Source organism: Archangium violaceum, assembly GCF_016859125.1.
Classification (GTDB): Bacteria; Myxococcota; Myxococcia; order Myxococcales; family Myxococcaceae; genus Archangium; species Archangium violaceum_A.
In genome coordinates this window covers 7,668,091-7,692,593 of the sequence record NZ_CP069338.1, presented here as the reverse complement: position 1 = coordinate 7,692,593, position 24,503 = coordinate 7,668,091, and the positions used below count along the sequence as shown (strand labels likewise).

Sequence of the window (24,503 nt, the reverse complement as noted above, 5' to 3'; positions counted from 1 at the left end):
CCCGGAAGCTCAGTCACGGCCGGAGCGCAGGTAGCGCGTCACATGGGCCTTCGCCCGGCGCGCGGCGGCAGTGGGCGGCCTGCCCCTGCCCAGCTCCACCGCGAAGGCCGAGGCCAGCCGACAGCCCGTCCCCCGGCGCTCGGGTGGGCGCTCCAATCGAGTGCCTTCCAGCACCACGTCCCGCTCCGGCAGGCACAGCACGTCCACCGCCCCCGTGGCCCGGTGCCCGCCCTTCACCAGCACCGCGCCGAAGCCGTGGGCCACCAGCGCCCTCCCCGCCTCGCGAGCCTCCTCCACCGTGCGCACCGCTCCCCCGCCGAGCAGCCACGCCGCCTCGTCCAGGTTCGGGGTGAGCACCACCTTCGGTCCCGCCAGCGACAGGTAGTGCCGCCGCGTCAGCTTCGAGAGTGACTCGCCCCTCGAGGTCCGCACGACCGGGTCCACCACCCACCACGCGTCCACGCCCTCGAGCGCCTCGCGCAGCGCGGCCAGCTGCGACGGCCCGGGCACCTGGCCCAGCTTCACCGCGTGCAGCGGCCCCAGCTCGAGCGCCGCCTTCACCTGGGCCCTCAACACGCGCGGCGGCGTGGACTGGTACAGGAAGGTTCCCCGCCCCTGCGCCGTCTGCGCGGATGGCACCGCCACGGGCGCCCCACCGAGCGCCCGCACCGCCGCCACGTCCGAGAGCAGCCCCGCTCGTCCCGTGGGCTCGTGGCCCGCGCACAGCAGGATGCGCGGCGCCCCAGTCACCGCCGGTGCTCGCGTGCCTTCTGGATGAACGCCCGGTACACGCCCACGTTCACCGGCACCGTGTTGAGCATCAACTCCGGGTGCCACTGCACACCCAATGCGAAGGCGTGCTGGGGCGACTCGATGGCCTCCACCACCCCATCCGGTGACACCGCGCTCACCACCACCTGGGGGCCCATGCGGCACGCCGCCTGGTGGTGCGTGGAGTTCACCATCAGCTGACCCCGGCCGACCGCATCCGCCAGGAGCGTCCCCTCTCGCACGTCCACCGGGTGCTGCGGCTGGGTCCGGTCGTGCTTCTGCTCGTGCTCGTGTGCCCCCTGCACCTCGCGGCCGATGTCCTGGTGCAGCGTGCCTCCGAGCACCACGTTGAGCAGCTGCATGCCCCCGCAGATGCCCAGCACCGGCATGTTGCGCTTGAGCGCCCCACGCATCAGCGCCGTCTCGAAGGCGGTGCGCGACAGCTTCAGCGGCCCCATGCCCTCACGGGCCGTCTCACCATAGGCCTCGGGCGGAATGTCGAAGGCCCCGCCCGTGACGAGCAGCCCGGAGATACGATCCAGGTACGCGTCCACGCACGCCAGCTCGTCCGAGTACGGCAGCACGAAGGGCAGGCCCCCCGCGCGCAGTACCGCGTCCGCGTAGGGCACCTTCAGCTCGTAGTACGCGAACGCCGAGTCCGGCCGGTTCGCGCTGTAGTCCGGGGTGATACCGATGTTCGGCCGGCGCGGAGGCTGGCCATGAAGTTTGTGCGTCATACGTCTCCGCTCGCGAGGCTAGCCCCCAGGGCGCCCCTGTCAAAAGCAGAGGAAAGGCGCCGGACGCGCTCGGCAATGTCCTCGGCGAGCGAGAACGAACCTCGGGGAAGGGATGGAACGAGGGGAACGTTCATCGGCTCCGGGACGGGTGTGGGTTCAGTGGCGTTGACAGAGGGCAGCCCTGCTATAAGGTGGCGCGCCCTTTTCCAAGAGATTCCGAGGAGTTGACGATGGCCGATACGACAGACCCCAAGTACCTCGACAAGCGCACGGCCGACCGCTACCTGCGCAGTGGCGAGCTGGACGAGAAGGCGTACCAGCACCACATCGAGTCCCTGCCGGACGTGGCCGAGAAGGCCGTCCCCGTCGAGACGGTGATGCACGACGAGCTCGAGAACGACGAGGACTTCGACGACGAGGACTTCGACGACGAGGACGACGACGAGGATCTCGAGGACGAGGAGGACGAGGGCGACAAGGACTCCGAGTCGGCCGAGTGACGCCATGAGCGAGGAGAAGCGCGGAGAGACGTTCGTGATGAAGGGCGAGGCGCGGCAGAGCGCGCCCGAGGCGCCCATCACCTTCAGCACCTTCCTCATCGGCCTGGCCTCCAGCGCCCTCATCCACCTGGGTGAGGCGCCCAATCCGGAGACGGGCAGGTCCGAGCGGGATTTGATTCTCGCCCGGCAGAGCCTGGATCTGCTGGGAATGCTGCACGACAAGACGCGCGGCAACCTCACGTCCGAGGAGCAGCAGCTCTTCGACAACCTCCTCGCCGACCTGCGCCTGCGCTTCGTGGAGGCGAGCAAGCGGTGAGTCGACCGGTCTCCCCCTCCCAGGGCCTGCCGCGAGGCATCCGCTTCGCGGCGTTCGTCTGCCTCGTGCTCTCCGCCTTCACGGGCTTCTTCGCCCTGAGTGAGTCCATGGGGCTCAGCCGGCTCTCGGAATTCAGGGAGGCCAGCGGCTCGTCGAACTTCTCCATCGTGGGCGATCCCTCCATCGACGCACGCATCGCCGACGCGCAGCTCGCCGCGCTCGAGCCCATGCGCGAGTCGCGCGCGCTCACCCTGGGGGCGCTCTCGGTGGCCTGTGCCCTCGTCTTCGTCGCCGCGGGCCGGATGCTCCGCCCCGATGGGCTCCCCCTGGAACGGATGCGCCGGATGCTCGGGGGAGCCGCCATCACCGCGGCCCTGCTGCGCACCATCGACGGAGCCCAGGGGGCCGTGGTGGCCCGGCGCATGGGCCCCGTCATGGTCGAGGCCATGAGGACCCTCCCCGAGTTCCAGGGTCCGGCCGCCGATCACCTCCAGGTCATGCCCTGGCTCGTCTCCGCCAGCGCGGTGGGGCTGACGGCGCTCGTCGCCGGCACCTTCGCCCTGCTCGGCCAGTACTTCCGCAGCGAACACGTCCGCCAGGCCGTCAGCCTCCTGGACGGCGATCTCGCCGAAGAAGAGGACTGAGCACCTCCTCGCGCCGGGCCCTCCTCAGGGCCTCAGGCCGGGACGCCTCGCAGCAGCTGATCCAGGGGAGACGGTGAATCCGGCCCCGAGCCGTTGAGCACCAGCCTCGTCCCCTGCATGCGGTGCAGTTGCAGCAGCAGCTCGCGCTCCACCCCGAAGACCCACGCCAGGTGGCCCATCGGCCACTGGGCCTGCATCCGCGCGAAGGCCTCGTCGTCGAACTCGCCGTCCAGGCACTCGGGAAGCTCCACCTCGTCGTACAGCAGGCGCTCCCCACCGACGTGCTGCCCTCCTCCGAAGGCCTTGACCTCCTCGTACTCCTGGGGGTCGTACACGTAGGAGTGGACGGTGACGCCCACCTCCCTGGACAGCAATCGGGCCAGGGTGTGGTGCTCGCTATACCAGTGCGAGCCCCTCCGCCCCGCCGTGTGGGGTCCATCCAGGGCCAGCCGGACGATCTTGCGCCGGCGGTAGACGGACACCGTCAGCAGGGAGTCCGCCGGGGCACCATCCTCGGCAAGCGCCTGCCGGGCCAGCTCCATCAGCTTCAGGCCGCCCAGGGATTCAACTCGAATGAGATAACCGCCATGCGCTTCCAGTGGATGCCCCCCGGTGTGCGGGCGGGCATATACCCGGGCTGACCTGGGAAAGGCAACTCCCGGAGAGCCTGGAAGAACGTGGAGGATCCAACCATCCGGGCCGCACGGGACGTGAAAGGTAGGGGGGGCCGCGCGTGCTTGCCAAGGGGTCCCCGACCCTTACGTTGGTGACATGCGACTCGACAAATACACAGTGAAGGCGCAGGAGGCCATTCAAGAGGGACAGTCCCTGGCCCGGCGGGCCGACAATCCGAACTATGAGCCGGAGCACCTCGCGACGGCACTGCTCGGACAGAAGGACGGCATCGTCGAGCCGCTGCTCCGCAAGATTGGCGTGGATGTCAAACTGTTCGCCGGCCGGTTGGGGGAGACGCTCCAGAAGCTGCCGAGGATGCAGGGCGGCGAAGGCGCGATGCTCAGCCAGCGGCTGCTGAAGACTTTCGACAAGGCCGAGGACGAGGCGAAGTCCCTCAAGGACGACTTCATCTCCAGCGAGCACCTGCTGCTGGCCCTCACGCAGGACAAGGGGGCCGTGGGCGAGGTGCTGAAGTCCTCCGGCGTGACGCGCGAGCGCGTGCTGTCCAGCCTGAAGGAGGTGCGGGGTTCCGGCCGCGTGACGAGCCAGGATGCCGAGTCCACCTACCAGGCGCTGGAGAAGTACGGCCGCGATCTCACGGACGCGGCGCGGGCCGGGAAGCTGGATCCCGTCATCGGACGTGACGAGGAGATCCGCCGCTGCATCCAGGTGCTCAGCCGGCGCACGAAGAACAACCCGGTGCTCATCGGTGAGCCGGGCGTGGGCAAGACGGCCATCGTCGAGGGCCTGGCGCGGCGGATCATCGACGGGGACGTGCCCGAGGGGCTGAAGAACAAGCGCCTCGTGACACTGGACCTGGGCGCGATGGTGGCCGGAGCCAAGTACCGCGGCGAGTTCGAGGAGCGCCTCAAGGCGGTCCTCAAGGAGGTGGCGGACGCGGCGGGGGAGATCATCCTCTTCATCGACGAGCTGCACACCCTGGTGGGCGCGGGCAAGGCCGAGGGCGCGATGGACGCGGGCAACATGCTCAAGCCGGCCCTGGCGCGCGGTGAGCTGCACTGCATCGGCGCGACCACGCTGGACGAGTACCGCAAGCACATCGAGAAGGACGCGGCCCTGGAGCGGCGCTTCCAGCCGGTGATGGTGGGCGAGCCGAGCGTGCACGACACCATCAGCATCCTGCGCGGCCTCAAGGAGCGCTACGAGGTGCACCACCACGTGCGCATCCAGGACTCCGCGCTGGTGGCGGCGGCCAACCTGTCCAACCGCTACATCTCCGACCGCTTCCTGCCGGACAAGGCCATCGACCTGGTGGACGAGGCATGCAGCCGCCTGCGCATCGAGATCGACTCGATGCCCACGGAGATCGACGACGTGCGGCGGAAGATCACCCAGCTGGAGATCGAGCGCGAGGGTCTGCGCAAGGAGACGGATCCGCACTCGAAGGAGCGGCTGTCCACGATCGAGAAGGAACTGGCGAACCTCAACGAGCGCTTCAACACGCTGAAGGCCCACTGGGACTCGGAGAAGAAGGCCATCGGCGGGATTGGCGCGCTCAAGGAGAAGCTCGAGAAGGCGAAGAACGACCAGGCGGCGGCCGAGCGGCAGGGTGACTTCAACAAGGCGGCGGAGATCAAGTACGGCGTCATCCCCGGCCTGGAGAAGGAGATCGTCCAGCAGAACGCGAAGCTGGCCGAGCTACAGAAGACCCACAAGTTCCTCAAGGAGGAGGTGGACGCGGAGGACATCGCGGCGGTGGTGGGCAAGTGGACGGGGATCCCCGTCTCCAAGCTGCTGGAGGGCGAGGTCCAGAAGCTGGTGAACATGGAGGACCGGCTGACGAAGCGGGTCATCGGCCAGCGCAGCGCCATCGAGGCGGTGAGCAACGCGGTGCGCCGTGCGCGCTCCGGGTTGCAGGACCCGAACCGGCCCATCGGCTCGTTCATCTTCCTGGGCCCCACGGGCGTGGGCAAGACGGAGACGGCCAAGGCGTTGGCGGAGTTCCTCTTCGACGACGACAGCGCGATGGTGCGCATCGACATGTCCGAGTACATGGAGAAGCACTCCGTGGCCCGGCTGGTGGGCGCGCCTCCGGGGTACGTCGGCTACGAGGAGGGAGGCCAACTCACCGAGGCGGTGCGGCGCCGGCCGTACACGGTGGTCCTGTTCGATGAGATCGAGAAGGCCCACCCGGACGTCTTCAACATGCTGCTGCAGATCCTCGACGAGGGCCGGCTGACGGACAGCCAGGGGAGGACCGTGGACTTCAAGAACACGGTGCTCATCATGACGAGCAACGTCGGCTCGCAGGCCCTGCAGGAGGGGATGGCGGGCAAGGAGGAGCTGGACGAGGCGACGCGCAACGACGTGCTGGGGATTCTGCGCCAGAACTTCCGGCCGGAGTTCCTCAACCGGGTGGACGAGATCATCATCTTCGAGCCGCTGCGGAAGAAGGACATCCAGCGCATCGTGGACCTCCAGGTGGCGAGGATGCAGAAGCTGCTGGCGGACAAGCGGCTGACGCTGGAGCTGACGGAGAAGGCGGAGGCGCTGTTGGCCGAGCGCGGGTACGATCCGACATACGGGGCCCGGCCGCTGAAGCGGGCCATCCAGAAGTACCTGATGGATCCGCTGGCGCTGAAGGTGCTGGGAGGCGAGTACCTGCCCGGGGACCACATCGTGGTGGACGCGGACAAGGACGGGCTGACCTTCGGCAAGGGCCAGGCGAAGGCCGCGTAGCACCTCACCCTCTCCCGCTGGGAGAGGGACGGGGTGAGGGTATCGAGGGCCCCGGGTTTCCGAACCTGGGGCCTTTTTCGTTCGAGAGAAACCCACGGCCCCACCCCATTGACGGCGAAGGTCATCCGGCCGAGAGTCACTCCGTGATCCTCCCCCTGGTGGCCGCCCTCGTGGTGGGCCAGCTGATCGACCCCCAGCAGCAGCCCGGCGAGGGCGCCTCCAGACCGGACGCCGCCGGTCCCGCCATCTCCGAGCCCTCCCCTTCCCCGGCCCCCCCCGAGCCCGAGGAGATCGACCGAAGCAAGCAGACGGTCGTCACCGCCTCGCGCGCCGAGCGCAAGCTCGAGGACGTGGTGGTGGCCACCGAGGTCATCACCCGGAAGCAGATCGAAGCAGTCGGCGCCCGGGACCTGGGCCAGCTCCTCCAGCAACACCCGGGAGTGGAACTGGTTCAAACCTTCCGAGGCACGGGACTGCGCCTGCAGGGCCTGGATCCCGAATACGTGCTCGTGCTCGTCGACGGCGAGCGCGTGAGCGGCCGGGTGGGCACCACGCTCGACCTGGGGCGCTTCAGCCTGCGCGACGTGGAGCGCGTGGAGATCGTCAAGGGACCGGCCGCTGCGCTCTATGGCGCGGATGCCATCGGCGGCGTGGTGAACCTCATCTCCCGGCGCGTGCAGCGCCCGCTGGAGCTGAGCGCCCGGGGCTCGTTCGGAGCGCTGCTCGAGGGCGATTTCCGCGCGAACGCGGGCACGAAGCAGGGCCCCTTCGAGGTTCGCGTGGGCGGCAGCTACCGCACCCGCAGTCCCTACGACTGGGCGCCCGCGGACGCGGCGACGAGCGGCGCGGGCATCCGCCGGTTCGACGGTGACGTGGCGCTCGCCTATGCCCCGGATGAGCGCTCGCGGCTGTGGCTGCGCAGCCAGTACAACCAGCGTGACGAGAACGCCGTCGACCTCAACCCCTCGGGCGCGGTGCTCGACCGGAGACAGCGGCAGGAGCAGTTCGACCTCTCGCTCGGCGGCAGGAAGCAGCTCGCCGATGACACCTCCCTGCTCGTCCGGGGACACTTCGGCCTGTTCCGGGATCAACTCCTGCAAGACCAGCGCGGCTCGCGGGCGCTCGACGACTACTCGCAGAACTTCAATCGCCTCTACGAAGGCGTCATCCAGGCGGACCACCGCATGGGCCATCACGCGATCACCGGAGGCATCGAGGTGCTCGGCGAGCGGCTCTCCTCGGCACGGCTCGAGGAGAGCCCGGTGGGCCGCATCCGGGGCGGAGCGTTCCTCCAGGACGAGTGGGATGTGGCGTTGTCATCGGACGGCTCGGGGCCGAAGCTGAAGGTGGCACCGGGCTTCCGCTTCGACCTGGACTCGCAGTTCGGCGGAGCGCCCTCGCCACGGCTCGCCCTCAAGCTGGATCCCATCCCGGCCCTGACGGCACGAGCCTCGGTGGGACTCGGGTTCCGCCCGCCGTCGTTCCAGGAGCTGTACCTGCGCTTCTCCAACCAGGGCATCGGCTACGTCGTCGCGGGAAACCGCAACCTCACGGCCGAGCGCTCTGCGGCGGTGAACGTGGGCCTGGACTGGCGCCCGCCCATCGACGGGTGGATCTTCTCCGTGAGCGGCTTCCACACCCGGCTCAACAACCTCATCAACGTCACGGCCAGCGGGGTGCCCAACCCGGATGATCCGGTGACCTACAACTACGAGAACGTGGCCAGGGCGTACACGCAGGGACTCGAGCTCAACGGACACTTCCGCCTGCCCGTGCGCGCCACGTACCTGGACCTGTCCTATACACGGCTCGACGCGAAGGATGTCACGCGTGACCGCCCACTGGAGGGCCGAGCCCGGCACCGGGTCAACGCGCAACTCTCCACGAGGGTCCGCCCGCTGAACCTCGAGGCCACCGTCCGTGGCTCGTGGGTGGGTGGCCGGCCCTACTACCTGGGCACGGATGGCGGCATGGCGAACGTGATCGGCCTGGGCGAGGAGGAGGAGGTGTGGGCGCCGTCGTATTTCGATCTCGAGGCCCAGGTCACCTACAAGCTGAAGGGTGGGTTCGAGGTCTTCGTCAACGGCTACAACCTGCTCAACGCGGGCGACCAGCGGTTCAACCCGCGGACTCCGCGAGGCGTGCTGGGCGGAGTCCAGTGGGAATACTGAGCAAAGCTCCCTCTCCCTCTGGGAGAGGGCTGGGGTGAGGGTCGACATGCGGATGCGGATTCACGGGACGATGCTGCTCCTCGGCCTCTCGGTGGCGGGCTGCGCGACCGACCTGCGCGAGGACTACCCGTTCGACGGCCAGGCCAGCGGCGACAAGCTCGTCGAGGTGACGGCGCAGGAGGATGGGAGCAACGTCGCCATCATCGACGCGACGAACAAGTCCGCCACAGTCTTCTTCGACATCGACGAGGGCCGGGAGATGAAGACCGACGAGGCCTTCGACACCAACGAGTGGGACCTGTCCTTCCAGCGCTACGTCATCACGATGAACGGAGGAGGCGGCAACCCGACGGGCGAGGTCTCGGTGGCGGTGCTCGAGGACACGAGTTGGGACGCGCTCACGTCGGCGCCGGCCGAGGGCTATCAGCAGGACGCCTCGCAGCCGGTGTTCAGCGACGTGGAGGGCGGCTGGTACGCCTACGATCTCGTCCAGCACAAGCTCGTCACCCGTGACGGGCTGCTGTACGTGGTGCGCAGTAGCAGCGGGCAGTACTACAAGCTGCGGATGCTCTCGTACTACGACAGCGCGGGCACACCGGCGCGGCTCTCGTTCCGCTATCAGCGGCTGGCCTCGCCCTCCGCGGCCCCCTGAGCCCCGAGCCGCGAGGCCGCCTCGCGCGCCGCGGCACTCTGCGGATCTCGCTCGAGCACGAGCCGCCACACCTCCCGGGCCCGGGCTCCCTGGCCGAGCGTCTCCAGACAATCGCCCCACGCGAGCAGCGCGCCGCCCCCCTGCCCCTTGTACGGGTGCGCCGCCCCGGCCTCGAAGTGACGCGAGGCCTCCGCCAACCGCCCCCGTGCCAGGGCGATCCGCCCGAGCATGAACAACCCATTGCGCGTGCTCGCGGCGCGGCGCGCGAGTGCCAACCCCTCGCGCGCTTCCCTCTCCGCCTCGTCGTACCGCTGGAGCACGAGCAGCACCGCGGCGCGGGTGAAGGCCACCTCGCTCCAGTACACGCGGGGCAGTTCCCCACGATTCAACGGCTCGAGCGTCGCGAGCGCCTCGGCGCCGTGCCCGGTATGCGCCAGGATCCACCCCCGTTGCAGGAGGAGCGCATGCCGGAGGATCGGCTCGTCCGCCGCCTCCTCCTCGACTGCCCGCAGACGCGCGCTGGCGGCCTCCCAGTCCCCGAGGTTGTAGAGCGCCTCGGAGAGATTGAGCTGAACCAGGCCCCGCTGCTCGTCGGGCCCCAGCTCCTCCGAGGCACGCGAGTCCGGGCTCTTCCAGCCCCGCTCGACGCCAAGCGCCTCCTGGTAGAGCCCCGCGTTAATGAAGGTGTTGACGGCCGTGTTGGCGAGCCCCCAATCCCCCGCGGCCCGGGCCTCGTCCGCGAGGCGCCTTGCCCCCTCGACGGCTCGTGCGGTGTTCCCGAGCGCCTCATGGGCATGCACCCGGAGCTGATGCAGCGACCGCCTCATCAGCTCGTCGGGGCCCAGCAGCTCGATGGCGCGGGTGAGGCGGAACGTGCCGCGGTAGGCGCCCCAGTGAAAGCTGCACTCCTCCGCCAGCGCGAAGAGTACGGAGATGGCCGGCTGCCGGAGCAGCAGCAGGACCACGGGCAGGAGGACGAGCGCGAGCCAGGACATGAGGAGAGGGACGTGCCTCAGCGTACCTCGCATGCGCACCGGAGGAAGAAAGGCTGCCCGCCGCGGACGTTCATGGAGCGCCCCGACAACATATCCTCCACCCGGAACGAGGCCGCCCTTCAAGGCCCGGAGTCGAACGGACACGCGAACGCTCACGGCACCATCCACCGCGACGGCGAGCCCGAGGAGCACTCAGGGAGCCCGGGCCTCCGCCCCGTAGGACGCGGGAGGCGACGCGCGAGGCATCATCCGCCACCGGCACGTGGGCCCGATGAGCGTGAGGGCCCCCTGGGCCGCGAGCGCCAGCAGCGAGCGCAACACGTCGTATCCGCCCCGAGCGGGTGTGGGCAGCGGCACGCTGAAGCAGAGCGCGTCATCGTCCCGCACGGGCTCGCAGGGCGCGAGCGCCTGCACGAGCTTGTACATGGGCAGGTTGCCCGCCAGCACGCGGAACTCGAAGCGCTCCACGCCCCGCTCGTGCGCGGCCTCCACCAGCCTGTCCATCAGGATCCGGCCGAGCCCCTTGCCCTGGGCATCATCCACCACGGTGATGGCCACCTCGGCGACCTCGGGGGACTCCGCCAGGCGGAAGAACCGGGCGACGCCCAACCCCACCTCCTTGCCAACCGGGCTCCACGTCACCGCCCCGATGGCCACGTGCTGCTCCCCGTCCACGCTCGTGAGGTAGCGCAGCTCCTCCTCGGACAGCCGGGGCTTGGAGAACAAGAAGCGCTGGAAGCGCGAGCGGGCGGAGAGCCGCTCGAAGCCGTCCCGCAGCAGCGCGGCGTCCTCGGGCCGCACCATCCGCAGCTCCGCCCACGACCCATCCGCGAGCGCCAGACGCTCCCGGTAATGAGGATGGAAACGACGGTAGGGCTGCATCACGAACCTCCAGGTCGTTCGGGGATGGTGGGTTCGATGCCGCAACGCGTCAAGCCACCCTGGACTCCCGGCCAGGGCCAGGGGGAACTAGCGAACAGCCCGAGCTCCGGTCGAAAGCCGGGACGCCCCCTCCAGGGCCAGGAGTGTCGTGATTCCGGGCGTTTGCAGAGGACGTCCGAGGTGCCCGAGCGCAGCACATCCCACGAGCACTCGGCTACCGTGGCGCGAGAGGGCACGGACATGGTGGGGAGCGACGATGCGGCGTCCCCCATGGGAGCGCCAAGCCGTTGAATACACAGCCTCCTCGCTCGTCCAGGGTCCTGACGCTCCGCCTCTCTTCCTCTCCAATCGTATGCGCTCGCATCCCCTGGCCTCGCGCTTCTCCTCACTTCTCGCGCTCCTGGTGTTGAGCGGCTGCAACACCGCCTACCGGCAGGCCATGTCCCAGGCCAAGGAGGCGGCGATTCGCGGCGACTTCATGACGGCGGCCCGCTCCTACCGGACGGCCTGTGCCGCCGCCCCCGATGACGAGATGGCCTGCACCCGGGTCCCCATCTTCGCGGAGAAGGCCACGGCCCAGGCCCTCGAGTCCGCGCGCCCACCGTGCGAGGCGGGGGACCTGGATCGGTGCATCCCTCCCCTGCTGGACTCCCTGGACCTCATCCCCAACCACCCCGAGGTCACCGAGATGCTCGAGAAGGCCAGCCAGCTCCACACGGAGCGCTGTGCCGGCAAGTGGAACGCGGAGGGCTCGCTGGAAACACAGGTGGCCGGGCTCGCCTGCCTCCAGACCCGTGGCCACCAGTTCCCCCTCCCGAGCTACCAGACACTTCTCACCGAGCGCGCGAGCCGGATCGCCTCGCGCTTCGCGGAGCTCGCCATGACCGCGGAGAACCAGGGCACGGCGGGTGCCGCCACGGTGCTGTGGTCCGCGGCGCAGTGCCTCGCGCCCGGCGCGGACACGAGCTCACGGACCGAACAGACCCGCGAGGCATTCCGCTTCCAGAGCGCCATCCCCGTGGCCACCCGGCTCGAGGGCTCGATGTCGCCCCCCATCGCCCGGGAGCTGTCCGATCTCTGCCATCGCCTGACTCCAGGACTGCCTTTCTGGGCGCGGTGCGCGGAGACCGGGACGGTGCCCGGCCAGCCGGCGCCACTCGAGCTCCAGGTGGACGCGCTCATCCAGCGCGTCATGGAGAACGTCAGCGAGGACGTGCGCAGCGTGGACTACGTCAGCGGCACGCGGTGGGTCTCCAATCCGGATTACGCCGCCGCCGAGAAGCGCCTCGCGCAGGCCGAGCGCGAGTACCGGAGGGCCGAGAAGCATCGGGATGACATGGACGACGAGTGCGCGAACGAGACGGACACGCACGAGGCGAGCTGTGTCGGGTGTCCCGAGCCCTCCAGCAAGAAGACGGCCTGCGACGAGGCCAAGGCGCTCCACGCCGCCTACGATTCCGCTTCCCGGGAGCTCAGCGCGGCCCGCTCGAGCCTGTCCAACACGCCCCAATCGGTGAAGGAGGACGTGTACGACACCTTCACCTACTCGGTGTGGACCCACCGCTGGTCGTCGGACTTCCGCTTCACACTCCAGGCGAATACCCCGGGCTCCACCGCGCCCGTGCATCATCAGGGCGTGCTGCGCTTCGAGGACGACGAGCACGTGGGCTTCAGCCCCGCCGGACTCCGTGCGAACGCCCTGGAGGTCCCGTCCGCCCGGGATTATTCGAACGCGTTCTTCGAACAGCTCGCGCCCCACATGCTCGCGGCGGTGCATCGGGACGCCCAGGCCCGTGGCGCTCAGCGGAGGGCCTGGTGCAACGAGCTCCCGACGGACTGGAGCACCCCCTGGGTGCAGTGCTGGGCGGAGTCCACGCTCTGGGAAAGCGGCCGGGAGCCCCAGCCAACCGCTCTCCTACAGCTCATCGCCACCCGGGCCGGCGCTTCCGAACAGCCCCTGTGTCGCTGAGGATGACGCGGCGCTTCCAGCGACCTATGGTGGATGGACGCGCCGTCGCACCCGGTATCCGCCCCCCCCCATGGGACACGTCCACATCATCCGAGACTTCGCCTCTCCGCAGGAGGGGTTCCACCGAACCGTCCGCATCTACACCCCGGATGCGTACGACCATGAGCCCCACCGGCGCTTCCCCGTGCTGTACATGCACGACGGGCAGAACGTCTTCGCCCATCCCGAGTCGGCCATCTACGACACTTGGTGTACCAACAGCATCCTCGAGCGGCTGGTGGCCGAGGGCAGCCTGGAGCCGTGGCTCATCGTCGCGGTGGACTCGACGCCCAACAGGCTCTCCGAGTACTCGCCCTGGGACGAGCCACGCGGCCATATCCAGGGCCGGGGTGGATCCTACGTCCGCTTCCTCGTCGAGACGCTCAAGCCCCACATCGATTCCACCTACCGCACCCGCCAGGGCGCCGAGTCGACGGCGGTCATGGGCTCATCGCTGGGCGGCCTCATGTCGCTGTACATGGGGTGGAAGCACCCGGAGCTGTTCGGCCGCATTGGAGGGATGTCGCCCTCGGTGATGTGGGGCTGGAACCGGCTCTTCGCGGAGTGGTCGGCCCACACCCGGCGCTGGTCGCGCATCTACCTGGATGCCGGCCAGCACGAGAGCGTGGATCCGGTGGGCTACGCCATGAACTACGGCGACTCCACGCGCGACTTCTTCCACCACCTCCAGGGGCTGGGCTACGCCGGCCACGAGCTGTTCCTCGTGTTGGATCCCGGAGGGCTCCACCACGAGAAGGACTGGCAGCGCCGGCTGCCACTCGCCATGCGCTGGCTGCTGAGCTGAGACGCCCGGCGCTCGCGCTCAGCCCCGCGCCTGGATGAAGCGCAGGGCCTCCTGCATGGCCGGTAACTCCTGGTGCCGGATGAGGTACATCTCATCCCCCAGGGCGCTCCGGAAGACGGCGGGCAGCTCACGGTGCTGCAGCAGCGCTCCACCGAGCCGGTCCACCACCTCCGCATGGCGGTGACGGTACTGGTGGCCCGTGCGCCGGCCGGCGTGACACACGTGGTACCTGGGCGTGTAGCGGAAGTCGCGCAGATCCTCGCCCGTCAGCATGCGTGCCCACAGGCGGTACACGTCCATGTCGCACGCGTAGTTCATCATGTCCGTCAGGAAGGCTCCGGGCGGGCGCAGGTTGGCCTCGAGGGCCACGTAGCCGCCATCGGCCAGCCGGAAGAACTCCAGGTGGAACCAGCGCTCGCGCAGCCCGAGCGCCTCCACCGCCTTGTGGCCCATGGCATCCAGCGAGGGGGGAATCTCCTTGTGGCTCCAGATGGCGAGATCCTTCTGCTCGAGCACCGATTCCATGATGCCGTCGCTGTACTCGTGGCTGAGCCGGAAGATGATGCGGCCCTCGCGGTCCACGAGCCCGTCGTAGGTGACGATGGTGCCGCGCACGAAGGCCTGGGCGAGGTAGCCGGGCAGCGACTCGGTGAGGGCCGCGTCCACCTCCGCGTCGTCGGACACCTTGAAGGTGCGGGCGGCGCCAACGCCGACGTCGGGCTTGAGCACGAGCGGGTAACCGACGCTCCGGGCGAAGGCCTTCACCCCGGCGGCATCCTTCAGCGGGATGGCATCGGGGTGCGGGATTCCCGCCTGCTTGAAGACATCGTGCATGCCGAGCTTGGAGCGCAGGCGGGCGATGTCGGCGGGCTGCAGGCCGGGGACGTGGAAGTCCTCGCGCAGCTGGGCCTCCACCTCGAGCCACGTCTCGTTGAGCGAGTCGATGCGATCGATGTGGCCGTGGCGCCAGGTGAAGTAGCCGGTGGCACGCAGGAGGGCGCCATAGTCGTTGAGGTTGGGAGTGAAAAAGTATTCGGACAGCGAATCGCGCAGCTCGCGGCGGAGGGAGTCGTAGGAGGCGTCGCCGAGACCCAGGACACTGACTCCGAGCTCGCGCAGGGCCGTGACGAAGTGAAAGAACTGGGGAGGAAAGTGGGGCGAGATGAAGACGACGTTCACGACTGCGCCTCCGACGGCAAGTGACATCTGGCTGACGCTCCACGATACCGGCTTCCCAGATTCTGGGACAGGGAAGATGACGCGAAGCGCCATGACTTCGTGGAATCCATGTCCCGCCCTCACCCCCCGTGTGGGTGCGACCGGCCCGTTTCTGGCTCCGGCTCCCCACCAGGGCCACCATCCCGCCCGTCATCCAACTCCGAGGGGAGGCTCACATGGGCGCACTGGACGGAAGGACCGCCATCATCACGGGAGGAGGCTCGGGAATCGGCTTCGCGATCGCCGAGCGGTTCGCGCGCGAGGGGGCGGAGGTCGTGCTCGCCGGGCGGAATCGGCAGCGGCTGGACCAGGCGGTGGCGAGGATTGGACGCAGCGCGCGGAGCATGCCCACGGACGTGGGCGACGAGGAGCAGCTCCAGCAGCTCATCCACTCCGTCGCGCGCGTGGACCTGCTGGTGACCTGCGCGGGCGGGGCGGTGTTCGGCCCCGTCGAGGAAGTGCGCCCGAAGGCGTGGCGCGAGCTGTTCAACGACCGATTCTTCGGACAGCTCTCCGCCTGCCATTACGCCGTTCCGAAGATGAAGCCGGGCAGCTCCATCATCCTCTGCTCGGGCATCGCCGGCCACGCCGCCCTGGTGAACTACGCTGGCGGCGCGGGCCTGTGTGGCGCGGTCAATGCCATGGGGCGCTCTCTCGCGGTCGAACTGGCCCCGAAAGGTATTCGGGTGAACGTTCTGTCGCCGGGGCTGACACGCAATACGGCGATTGATTGGGGGGTCCCGCCCGAGCAGGTGGAAGCGTTCCTGGCCGGGCTCGCCAACAACGTTCCGATGAAGCGCGCGGGCACGACCCGCGACATGGCCGACGCGGCCTTCTTCCTGGCGACGTGCGAGTACGCCACCGGGATGGTGCTCGACATCGACGGAGGCTGGACGGCGGTCTGAATCCGCACCGAGGGTGCGGCAACATGTCACATTCCTCGGGCCGTGCCCTCCCCCTAGAAGGCCCGCATGGGAGGAGCACGAATGAAGGCTCGATCGCACCTGTTGTCCGCCGCCGTGGTTTCGATGCTGTGCACTGCCGCCGAGGCCCACATCTCCGTGGGCGCCCCTGGCCCCGCGGTCGCGGGAAGCACCCAGGAGCTCACGTTCAACGTGGGCCACGGCTGTGATGGCGCGGACACCTTCCGCATCGAGGTTCGCATTCCGGAAGGAGTCACCTCGGTACGCCCGCTGAACTCCGAGTTCGGCAAGGCGGTCGTGTCGAAGGACGCGGCCACGAACACGATCACATCGGTGACCTGGACCAAACCCAGCAGCGCCGACGTGCTGCCCGCCGACACCCATTTCTACAAGCTCACCCTGAGGGCCAGGCTGCCGGACCAGGCCTTCACCACGCTGTTCTTCCCGACGATCCAGCACTGCCGGGCCGCTGACGGCACCGAGTCGACCGTGGAATGGATCGCCACCACCACGGATCACAACCACGGCCAGAACGCGGGCACGGAACCCGCGGAGAATCCCGCTCCGGCTCTCTTCATCGTTCCCGCGCGCACCCCCGGCTGGAACAAGTACACGGTGGACCAGCATGTCCATGACATGTCGGTCTTCAAGGATGCGCAGATCGTCTGGGCGGGAAGCGAGGCCTACAGCCCCAGTACCTACATCCTGAGCTTGATCGAGAAGGAGCCGAACACCCGGGTGCTCCAGGCCATCCATCCCGGAACCGAGATCTGGGTCAAGTACTGAGCGAGGAATTCGCCATGCGTCCCCTGCTCCTGATTGCCACCCTGACACTGTTCTGCGCCTGCCCCTCGAACCCCACCCCGCCTTCGGGCGACGCGGGAACGACCCCTCCCGGGGAGACGCCCGCCGGCCAACTGCCTCCAGAGCTGAAGCCACCCACCCAACAACTGGAGTCGGAGCGCCCACCCGAAGGGTCGGGGCTGCCGAGCAACCTGAAGCCTCCTGAACACTGAAGAGCTATCGATAAATTGGCTGGAGCCCACCTGCCAAACCAATAAATCCGGGCACTTGGCGGCTCCGCCGGGTGATTTATCGATAGCTCTTGAGGCGAACCTTCGCGGAGACCCGCGCGGCACACGAAGCTCAGTGCCGCGCGCCTCCGCTGAGATTCAGGACCACGACGCCCGCGATGATCAGCGCGATGCCTCCGAGCGCGCCCCAGTTGAACGCGTCCCGGAAGTACAGCCACCCGATCATCGCGGTGAGGGCCGTGCCCACGCCGCTCCACACGGCGTACGTGAAACCAAGCGGCAGCGACTTCAACGCCTGGCTCATGAGGTAGAAGGCCGTGCCGTAACAGACGACCACGATGACACTCGGCAGGATCCGGGTGAAACCCTGGCTGGCACGCAGCGCGCTGGTTCCCATGACCTCCGAGAGAATGGAGATGCCGAGCAGCAGGTACGGGTTCATGCCTTGACCCCTACCACCTGCACCATCCCCGGGGACGTGCGAAACTTCACGGACCTGCGCGGGGTGAAGCCCGCCTGCCGGAGCCAATCCCGCATCTCATCGAGGGTCCAGGTCCCGGACTGGCTGGTGAGGGCGAAATAGAGATCCGTCAACGCACCCACCTGGTTCTTCGGAGACGGCCGCTTCCCACGCTCGAAGTCCTGGAGCACGAACACCCCGCCCGGGGCGAGCGCACGGAAGACCTTGCGTGCCACCGCGAGGTTCTGCTCGCTCGAGAAGTGGTGCGCCACCATGGACATGAACACGAAGTCGTAGGTGCCCTCTCCCAGGTCGTCGCCGAGCACGTCTCCCGCGACGAGGCCGAGGCGCGCTCCGAGCTGATGCGCCTCCACGAACGGGCGCGCATGAGCGACCGCCGCCTCGAGGTCCAGGATCGTCGCCCGCAGCCCGGGGTACTTGCGCAGGAAGGCCGCGGAGTAGGTGCCTCCCGAGCCGCCGATGTCGAGCATCCGGCGAGCCCCCTTGGGGATGGGCGTCCGGAGCACCACCTCCTCCAGACCGAGCCGGCCGATGTCGACCATGCCCGCCTGGTACGCGTGCCACTCCTCCGCGCTGTTCGAGCTGTGCATCGCGATGGGCTTGCCACTGCGGACGACCGACTCGAGCTGCCCGAGGTACTCCCACTCGAGCAGCTGGAAGCGCATCTTGTTGGCGAGTGAGTGGGGGCTGTCGTTCAGGAGCCACTTGCGGCTCACCGGCCGCAGCGAGTACCGGCGCGTCGAGTCCTCGTACGCCAGATAGTCACACCCCACCAGGCAGTTGAGGAGCGCCTCGGTGGCTCGCGGGTGCGTGCCTCGCTCCCGGGCGACCTCCTCGACCGTCCTGGCCTGCTCCTTGAGTGCCTCGAAGAATCCCAGCTCGACCCCCGCCATCACGGCACGCGCGAACGTGAAGGCGAGTTGTGTCTCGGCGACAGGCCTGGGGACGAGCCCCGCCGCGAGCACGAGCCGCTCCAAGGGATTCTCGGGAATGACACCCAGACGCATGAGTCTCTCCTCCGCGAGGCCTCGTAACCGACGGGCGCGCGCTTCGTCCATGCCAATCAGTGGTAGAGATGGCCCACATGAAACCGAATCATCCAAGAAGGGTGTTCTTCCTGCTCGTGATGAGCGTTTGGGCCTGTCGCTCCACGGATCCCGAAACCGAAGTGCCGGAGGTGGCCGATGAATCGCTGCAGTGCCCGGGGCCAGGGGACGGCACGGAGCTGCCCGCATGTCCGAGCCTCTGCGACTCGCTGGAGCTGGCCTCACAGCCACTACCTCCGTCAGCGCAGGATCTGTCGCGCGACATCCTCTCCACGGCGCTGGACGTGAAGCTCGACTCGCTGAACGCCACGGCCCTCATCCAGATGGCGGGCACCACGAGCCGCGCCCTCTCGTTGAAGGTAGGCAACCTTCGAATCACCGATGTGCGCAGCCGCTGCGGCAAGCTGAGCTACACCGTGAAGGACGGGCAGCTGGACATCGGCGTTCCCGAATGGGCGAGCTTCGTCCTCGTCGACTACACGCTCACCCCGTCATCGAACTTCGATGGCTACCTGCCCACCGGCACCACCTTCAGCTGGCCCTCCTTCTGCGCCAACCTCTTCCCCTGCCACCCGGCCCTGGCCGACAGCACGAAGTTCTCGCTCAAGCTCAGCAACGTGCCCGAGGGCAAGACGGCGGTCTACCCCACCCACATCCCGGGCGAGGCCCCGCCCTATATGCTGGCCTGGGCGGTGGGCGAGTACACGGAGAAGGCACTGGGCACCACCACGGCGGGGACGCAGGTCTCCGTCTGGTACCTGCCGGGAGAGGAGGCCGCGGCCCTCGAGGGCACCCCGCACCTCGAGGACGCGGTGGACTTCTTCGAGCAGCGCTACGGCGCCTATACCTTCGGCACCAAGGTGGGCTCGGTCTCGGCCAACTGGGGCGAGGGGGCCTATGGCGGAATGGAACACCACCCCTACTGGCACGTGGCCGCCGATGCCATGAATGACAAACTGGTCCACCACCACGAGGCGGCGCATGGCTGGTTCGGCAATGGCGTGCGCATCCAGTGCTGGGAGGATTTCGTCCTCTCCGAGGGCACCGCCGAGTACCTGACGGCCCGCTCGGTGCGCGAGACCGAGAGCGTGGAGGCCGAGGAGCAGGTGTGGGCCACCTGGAAGGGAGAGCTGGAGAGGGCCGTGGCACGCGGTGACACGGTCGCCCTGCCGGATGCCACCTGCAATCAGATCGACATCCTCACCCACCCGCTCTGGTCCAACATCCCCTACAAGAAGGGAGCCTTCTTCTACCGCGCGCTGGAGAAGGAGATTGGCACCGAGGCGATGGACCGCGTGCTGGCCGGTTTCTACCGGAGCCACGTGGGCGGCACGGCCCGCATGCAGCAGATGCTGGAGCTCGTGAAGGCCGAGACGGGCTATGACCCCAAGCCGCTCGCCGATACCTGGCTGCGCGGCCTAGGGGTGCCAGCCGACGTCCCTTGAACCGACGCGCGCTCGCTACTTCTTCCGCCCCGGCACTTCGGCGGACAGATCCGGGAACAACTTGCGCCATGCCGGAATGTCTTCTTCCTCTTCCGCCGGCTTCGCGGGCGCGCTGCTCGGCGGAGGAGGCGGCGGAGGCGTCCTGGCGGCGGGCGGAGGCGTCCGGCCCTTCGCCTCCTTCACCGCGGGAGCAGCCGGAGCGGTGGGCGCGGTGGGCGCGGCCGCGGCAGCGGCCCGGCGCCTCTCCTGCTCCGCCGCGAACATGCGCTGGAGTGAGCCCGAACTCCGGCCCAGCTTCTCCAGGGATTCCCGCACGTCCCGCAGGTGCTCGATGCGTTGCTTCAGCCTTCGATCCAGCTCAAAGGGCAACGAGACCCCTTCAGCGTTCTTCATGAAATGGTCTTCCTCTCGAGAATGCTGCCCACCACGCCCTCTGCTCGCGGGTCCGTTTCCGACAATGGCTTCGCATTCACGCTCAACGTGATGAACATCAACGAGCCTGCAAAGCCATACGGAAGCAACATTTCCTGTATCGAATCAGCGCCCGATGGAATGGGCGAGGGGGGCACTTCGTGACCACATCATGCCACGACCGGGGTCCCCCCGCTCGAAATTCATGAGGCATGCGACGGCCGGGACGCCGGAGAGCGAGCGCCTACACGAATCGCGATAGCCCGGACGCCCGCTTCGCGGGCGGCCGGGCCCCCGATTTCAGACCTGGAGCGCTCGGGAGAGCGGGAGCTCGCGCACACGCGTCCCCGTGAGCGCGAAGAGGGCATTGGCGATGGCGGGAGCGACAGGCGGGACACCCGGCTCGCCGATGCCTCCCGGAGGCCCGTCGCTGGAGATGATCTCCACGTGGATCTTTCGAGGCGCCTCGCCGATGCGCACCAGCCGGAGGTCGCGGAAGTTCGACTGCTCGACCGCACCGCCCTTCATCGTCACGCCGCCGTACAAGGCCAGGCTCATCCCGAAGATGACCGAGCCCTCCATCTGGGCCCGGGTGCGATCCGGGTTGATGACCGTGCCCGCATCGACCACGACCCAGGCCTCATCGACCGAGAGCTTGCCGCTCGGATTGCGCACGACGGAGGCGACCACCGCCACGTAGGAGAGGAAGCTCCGGTGCGCGGCGAGGCCCAGGGCCCTGTCCTCCTTCTTCCGGTCGCGCCACGGAGCGAGCTGCGTCACGCGCTCGATGACGCGACGCAGGCGGCCGACGTCCACGGGGTGCACGTCCAGCGACATGCCGTAGTTCGTGAGTTGCTCGACGCCGAGCTCCGCCAGGCCCATGGTCCGGGGCGGCCCGAGCACCTCCAACATCACGTCACGGGGATCCTCGCCCCGGGCATGGGCGATCTCGTCGATGAACGAGTTGACCGAGAACGCGTGGAAGATGTTGTAGACGGACCGGAGCCAGCCGATGCGGACGTGGGCATTCGCCTGGCACGCCTCCGCGCGGAGGTTGGGAACCCCGAGCCCGAGGTCCAGCACGCCCTGCTGGAGATCCCTCACCGAAGGCAGGTTGGTGGGCGCGAAGGTCGACCCGATCGGCGGGAACGCGGTGCGGTGCTTCCAGGCGATGACCTTGCCGCGCTCGTCGAGGCCCGCGCTGAGGCGCTGCATGCTCACGGTGTTGTAGTAGTCGTGATGGACGTCGTCCTCGCGCGTCCACTGCACGCGCACGGGAACGCCCACCTCCTTCGCGAGCCAGGCGGCCTCGGAGACGAAGTCGGCCTTCGACTTGCGACCGAAGCCACCGCCCAGGAACGTCACGTGGACCGTGACCTTCTCCACGGGCATCCCGAGCACACGCGCGGCCTCCGCTCGCGCGGCCTGCGGGTGCTGGGAGGGAGCCCACACCTCGCAGGTGTCCCCCTCGACGCGGGCGACCGCGACCGGCGGCTCCATCGAGACATGGGGGAGGTGGGGGACGTGGTACTCGGCCTCGATCACGCGCGCGGCCCTGGCGAGGGCGCCGTCGGCATCTCCGACGTTGCGGTAGACCTTGCCGGGCGCCCGTACCGACGCGGTCAGCTCCTCGCGGAACTTCTCCGAGTCATACGTCGCGTTCTCCCCATGCTCCCAGGAGATCTCCAGCGCCTCGCGGCCCCGCATCGCCGCCCAGGTGTTGTCCGCCAGAACGGCGACGCCGCCCCAGGGCTGGAACATGTACGGGGCCTTCGGCACCGGCATCTCGATGACGCGCTTCACTCCGGGGATGGCGAGCGCGCGGCTGGCGTCGAACCGCGCCACGCGTCCTCCCACCACCGGAGGCCGGGCGATCACCGCCGTGAGCATGCCGGGGAGCCGGACGTCGGCGCCGAAGACCGCGCTCCCGTTGACGTAGGCGGGCCCGTCGATGAGCGGCAACGGCCGGCCCACGCGACGAAGCTCGTCCTTCGGACGCAGCCGGACATCCGCCGGCTTGGGGACGGGGAGCTTGCCCGCCTCGAGCGCGAGCTCGCCGAAACCGAGCTTGCGCCCGCTCGGACGGTGGAGCACGACGTGGTCACTCGCCTCGCAGGTGTCCGGCGCCACCTTCCACCGCTTCGCCGCGGCGGCGATCAACATCGTACGCGCGGTGGCACCCACGCGGCGCATGTCCTCGTAGATGCCGCGGACGCTGTTGGAGCCGTCGGTGTTCTGGTCTCCGTAGGCCGGGTCGCCATCCGCCTGGGTGATCTTCACCCGGGCCATGTCCGCGCCGAGCTCGTCGGCGATCAGCACGGGAAGGGAGCTTCGGATGCCCTGCCCCATCTCGGAGCGGTGGCAGACGATCGTCACCTGCCCATCCGGGGCCACGTGCACGAAGACGTTCGGGTTCAGGCCGGGGACGGCCGATTCCTGGGCCTGGGAGCTCGTCTTCGGCTTCGGTCCGGAGCGCCGCCCCGACGGCTCTTCCGCCAGGCTGTCGCTGGTCAGGAAACCAACGGCGAGGCCTCCCACGGCGAGGTTCAGCCCCGCGAGGAAGGAGCGCCGGGCAATCAACATGGGTCGCTTGCTCATCGCATCCTCCCTATTCCTCGGAAAGCCCGGCGGCCTTCTTCACGGCCGCGCGAATGCGCGTGTACGTGCCGCAGCGGCACAGGTTGCCCGCGAGCGACTGATCGATCTCCTCATCGGTGGGCTTCGGCTTCTTCTCGAGCAGGGCCGCCGCGGTCATGATCTGCCCCGCCTGGCAGAACCCGCACTGCGGAACGCCCAGGTCGACCCAGGCGCGCTGCAAGGGGTGGTTGCCGTCCGGCGAGAGCCCCTCGATGGTCGTCACCGAGCCCCCCGCCGCACGGCGGACCGGAGTCACGCACGCGCGGACCACCTGGCCATTGATGTGGACGGTGCACGCGCCACACAGCGCCTGGCCACAGCCGTACTTCGTGCCGGTGAGGCCGAGCACATCGCGCAGCGCCCAGAGCAGCGGCATTTCCGGATCGACGTCGAGCACCCGGTCGACGCCGTTGATGCGAACGCGAATGCTCATGGCCTTGCCTCCTCGCTCGGGCACTCCGCGCCCGTTTCCACCCATGCCGCCACGATCGCCCCGAAGCTCTTCTGCGTGCCCGGCGCCGGCTCCCGGTCCGCCCCGGGTGCCCACCCCCAGCCCACGAGCTCATCGTGCGCGTTGTGCTCGACGATCTGCTCCAGCGTCTTCCCGCCATTTCGAGACGGGTCCTTCAGCTGCTCACAGACGGCGCGAGGACTCTTGCCCACCCAGGCCATCGACCGGGGAGCGAGATGCCAGTTCGGAGCACCGGGGACACGAGCGAGCTCGACGTTCCGCTCCTGATGACAGCTCGTGCATTCCATTCCAACCACGCCGCGATCCTCGGGGCCACGCACCACCGGCGGATGGTGCGACTGCAGCCCGGTGCGCTGATAGGGCGAGTCCCCGTCGGGATGGCAGTTCGCGCACCGCGGGTGGAGCAGCACCCGGCTGGCTTCCAGGAAGAGCGCACGTGAGCGATCGGCCCGATCCTCGATGACGCCGAACGCCTCGGGCGAACGGAGCTCGTTGGGGCCGACCTGGGGCAGGAGCTCGGACAGCCGCGCGGTCGGCTCGGGCTGACGTTTACTGCAACCCGCCGTGCCCATCAGGACGAGGACGGACGCCCAGAGGGTGAGTGAGGGTGTCATTCGAGAACGAGAGGAGGACGACGTCGAGATGCATCTCGCATGTTTCACTGCGACACCTCAATGGCTTCCAGCGGGCCCCCCTCAGGAGGGCCCGGGTCGTTGGCGTTGAAGATATCGGCGAGGCTCAGCCAGTCATGTGGAATCGCCATCACTCGCTGACGGTTGTAGCGCAAGATTGGCGTCTGTCCGGTGTGGAACGATTGTGACTTCGCATGGCCGAGGCCGAAGCGCGGACTGCTCGCCGGAGCACCGGGCCCGCGCCAACAACGGACTTGCAGGAGTCCCGAACCCTCTATTATTCATGTCGCAGGTGCCGAGGGGCGCCTGTACCCGAAAAAGACGACGTCACCCTCGCATCTCCCGCAG

General features: G+C 68.6%; 24 protein-coding genes. 12 read left to right on the top strand and 12 right to left on the bottom strand.

Annotation, left to right across the window (positions count from 1 at the left end):
* Positions 1–9: 9 nt before the first annotated feature.
* Together thiD and JQX13_RS32950 are read right to left on the bottom strand one after the other, a co-directional pair.
* A complete protein-coding gene (gene thiD / locus JQX13_RS32955) occupies positions 10–750 on the bottom strand; it encodes a bifunctional hydroxymethylpyrimidine kinase/phosphomethylpyrimidine kinase (protein ID WP_203403438.1) in 741 nt (246 codons plus the stop codon).
* Positions 747–1,508, bottom strand: coding sequence for a gamma-glutamyl-gamma-aminobutyrate hydrolase family protein (locus JQX13_RS32950; protein ID WP_203403437.1), 762 nt, complete (start codon positions 1,506–1,508; stop codon positions 747–749). The genes thiD and JQX13_RS32950 overlap by 4 nt, the downstream gene beginning before the upstream one ends.
* Positions 1,509–1,738: 230 nt before the next feature.
* Between JQX13_RS32950 and JQX13_RS32945 the strand changes: the two genes are divergently transcribed.
* Genes JQX13_RS32945 through JQX13_RS32935 form a run of 3 tightly spaced genes read left to right on the top strand, consistent with a single transcriptional unit; the run spans position 1,739 to position 2,968 of the window.
* The gene (locus tag JQX13_RS32945; protein ID WP_203403436.1) at positions 1,739–2,008 is read left to right on the top strand and encodes a hypothetical protein; all 270 of its coding nucleotides are present in this window, start codon (positions 1,739–1,741) and stop codon (positions 2,006–2,008) included.
* Positions 2,009–2,012: 4 nt separating this feature from the next.
* Positions 2,013–2,324, top strand: a complete 312-nt coding sequence (locus JQX13_RS32940) for a DUF1844 domain-containing protein (protein ID WP_203403435.1) — start codon at positions 2,013–2,015, stop codon at positions 2,322–2,324.
* The gene (locus tag JQX13_RS32935) at positions 2,321–2,968 is read left to right on the top strand and encodes a hypothetical protein (protein ID WP_203403434.1); all 648 of its coding nucleotides are present in this window, start codon (positions 2,321–2,323) and stop codon (positions 2,966–2,968) included. Before JQX13_RS32940 ends, JQX13_RS32935 begins: the two co-directional genes overlap by 4 nt.
* A gap of 32 nt (positions 2,969–3,000) precedes the next feature.
* Here JQX13_RS32935 and JQX13_RS32930 read toward each other — a convergent pair whose 3' ends face one another.
* The gene (locus JQX13_RS32930; RefSeq protein WP_239014000.1) at positions 3,001–3,510 is read right to left on the bottom strand and encodes a hypothetical protein; all 510 of its coding nucleotides are present in this window, start codon (positions 3,508–3,510) and stop codon (positions 3,001–3,003) included.
* A gap of 229 nt (positions 3,511–3,739) precedes the next feature.
* Here JQX13_RS32930 and clpB point away from each other — a divergent pair, with 229 nt between their 5' ends.
* The 3 genes from clpB to JQX13_RS32915 all read left to right on the top strand — a co-directional run bounded on the left by clpB (position 3,740) and on the right by JQX13_RS32915 (position 9,166).
* Complete coding sequence (gene clpB, locus JQX13_RS32925) at positions 3,740–6,343, top strand: ATP-dependent chaperone ClpB (RefSeq protein WP_203403433.1); 2,604 nt, start codon at positions 3,740–3,742, stop codon at positions 6,341–6,343.
* Positions 6,344–6,486: 143 nt separating this feature from the next.
* Complete coding sequence (locus JQX13_RS32920) at positions 6,487–8,514, top strand: TonB-dependent receptor plug domain-containing protein (protein WP_203403432.1); 2,028 nt, start codon at positions 6,487–6,489, stop codon at positions 8,512–8,514.
* Positions 8,515–8,548: 34 nt separating this feature from the next.
* Complete coding sequence (locus JQX13_RS32915) at positions 8,549–9,166, top strand: HmuY family protein (protein ID WP_203403431.1); 618 nt, start codon at positions 8,549–8,551, stop codon at positions 9,164–9,166.
* Here the strand turns inward: JQX13_RS32915 and JQX13_RS32910 are convergent.
* Both JQX13_RS32910 and JQX13_RS32905 read right to left on the bottom strand, forming a co-directional pair.
* Positions 9,133–10,161: a tetratricopeptide repeat protein gene (locus JQX13_RS32910; protein WP_203403430.1), complete on the bottom strand. Its 1,029-nt coding sequence runs from the start codon at positions 10,159–10,161 to the stop codon at positions 9,133–9,135. The genes JQX13_RS32915 and JQX13_RS32910 overlap by 34 nt on opposite strands.
* 192 nt (positions 10,162–10,353) lie before the next feature.
* The gene (locus tag JQX13_RS32905) at positions 10,354–11,043 is read right to left on the bottom strand and encodes a GNAT family N-acetyltransferase (protein WP_203403429.1); all 690 of its coding nucleotides are present in this window, start codon (positions 11,041–11,043) and stop codon (positions 10,354–10,356) included.
* Positions 11,044–11,395: 352 nt separating this feature from the next.
* Between JQX13_RS32905 and JQX13_RS32900 the strand changes: the two genes are divergently transcribed.
* Both JQX13_RS32900 and JQX13_RS32895 read left to right on the top strand, forming a co-directional pair.
* Positions 11,396–13,012 (top strand): hypothetical protein, encoded by a 1,617-nt coding sequence (locus JQX13_RS32900; RefSeq protein WP_203403428.1) that lies wholly within the window; start codon positions 11,396–11,398, stop codon positions 13,010–13,012.
* 70 nt (positions 13,013–13,082) lie between these two features.
* Positions 13,083–13,856 carry an alpha/beta hydrolase gene (locus tag JQX13_RS32895; protein WP_203403427.1) on the top strand — a complete coding sequence of 258 codons (774 nt, stop codon included), beginning with the start codon at positions 13,083–13,085 and terminating at the stop codon, positions 13,854–13,856.
* An 18-nt stretch (positions 13,857–13,874) separates the two neighbouring features.
* On the opposite strand, the gene JQX13_RS32890 is transcribed toward JQX13_RS32895, so the two are convergent.
* Positions 13,875–15,035: an ATP-grasp domain-containing protein gene (locus JQX13_RS32890; protein WP_203403426.1), complete on the bottom strand. Its 1,161-nt coding sequence runs from the start codon at positions 15,033–15,035 to the stop codon at positions 13,875–13,877.
* A 215-nt stretch (positions 15,036–15,250) separates the two neighbouring features.
* On the opposite strand from JQX13_RS32890, the gene JQX13_RS32885 reads away from it, so the two are divergent.
* From JQX13_RS32885 to JQX13_RS32875, 3 genes are all read left to right on the top strand, one after another.
* The gene (locus JQX13_RS32885; protein WP_203403425.1) at positions 15,251–15,979 is read left to right on the top strand and encodes an SDR family NAD(P)-dependent oxidoreductase; all 729 of its coding nucleotides are present in this window, start codon (positions 15,251–15,253) and stop codon (positions 15,977–15,979) included.
* Between the two features lie 81 nt (positions 15,980–16,060).
* A complete protein-coding gene (locus JQX13_RS32880; protein ID WP_203403424.1) occupies positions 16,061–16,783 on the top strand; it encodes a YcnI family protein in 723 nt (240 codons plus the stop codon).
* 14 nt (positions 16,784–16,797) lie between these two features.
* Entirely contained in the window at positions 16,798–17,013 is a 216-nt protein-coding gene (locus JQX13_RS32875) for a hypothetical protein (protein WP_203403423.1), read from the top strand.
* A gap of 130 nt (positions 17,014–17,143) precedes the next feature.
* Here JQX13_RS32875 and JQX13_RS32870 read toward each other — a convergent pair whose 3' ends face one another.
* On the bottom strand, positions 17,144–17,473 hold the full coding sequence (locus JQX13_RS32870; protein WP_203403422.1) for a DMT family transporter: 330 nt from the start codon (positions 17,471–17,473) through the stop codon (positions 17,144–17,146).
* Positions 17,470–18,519, bottom strand: a complete 1,050-nt coding sequence (locus JQX13_RS32865; RefSeq protein WP_203403421.1) for a class I SAM-dependent methyltransferase — start codon at positions 18,517–18,519, stop codon at positions 17,470–17,472. Before JQX13_RS32865 ends, JQX13_RS32870 begins: the two co-directional genes overlap by 4 nt.
* 77 nt (positions 18,520–18,596) lie before the next feature.
* On the opposite strand from JQX13_RS32865, the gene JQX13_RS32860 reads away from it, so the two are divergent.
* Positions 18,597–20,003, top strand: coding sequence for a M1 family metallopeptidase (locus JQX13_RS32860; protein WP_203403420.1), 1,407 nt, complete (start codon positions 18,597–18,599; stop codon positions 20,001–20,003).
* A gap of 15 nt (positions 20,004–20,018) precedes the next feature.
* Here JQX13_RS32860 and JQX13_RS32855 read toward each other — a convergent pair whose 3' ends face one another.
* From JQX13_RS32855 to JQX13_RS32840, 4 genes are all read right to left on the bottom strand, one after another.
* Positions 20,019–20,396, bottom strand: a complete 378-nt coding sequence (locus JQX13_RS32855) for a hypothetical protein (RefSeq protein ID WP_203403419.1) — start codon at positions 20,394–20,396, stop codon at positions 20,019–20,021.
* A 318-nt stretch (positions 20,397–20,714) separates the two neighbouring features.
* Positions 20,715–23,012: a xanthine dehydrogenase family protein molybdopterin-binding subunit gene (locus JQX13_RS32850; protein ID WP_203403418.1), complete on the bottom strand. Its 2,298-nt coding sequence runs from the start codon at positions 23,010–23,012 to the stop codon at positions 20,715–20,717.
* 10 nt (positions 23,013–23,022) lie between these two features.
* On the bottom strand, positions 23,023–23,484 hold the full coding sequence (locus JQX13_RS32845) for a (2Fe-2S)-binding protein (protein ID WP_203403417.1): 462 nt from the start codon (positions 23,482–23,484) through the stop codon (positions 23,023–23,025).
* Positions 23,481–24,137 (bottom strand): Isoquinoline 1-oxidoreductase subunit, encoded by a 657-nt coding sequence (locus JQX13_RS32840; protein WP_203403416.1) that lies wholly within the window; start codon positions 24,135–24,137, stop codon positions 23,481–23,483. Before JQX13_RS32840 ends, JQX13_RS32845 begins: the two co-directional genes overlap by 4 nt.
* Positions 24,138–24,503 lie beyond the last annotated feature (366 nt).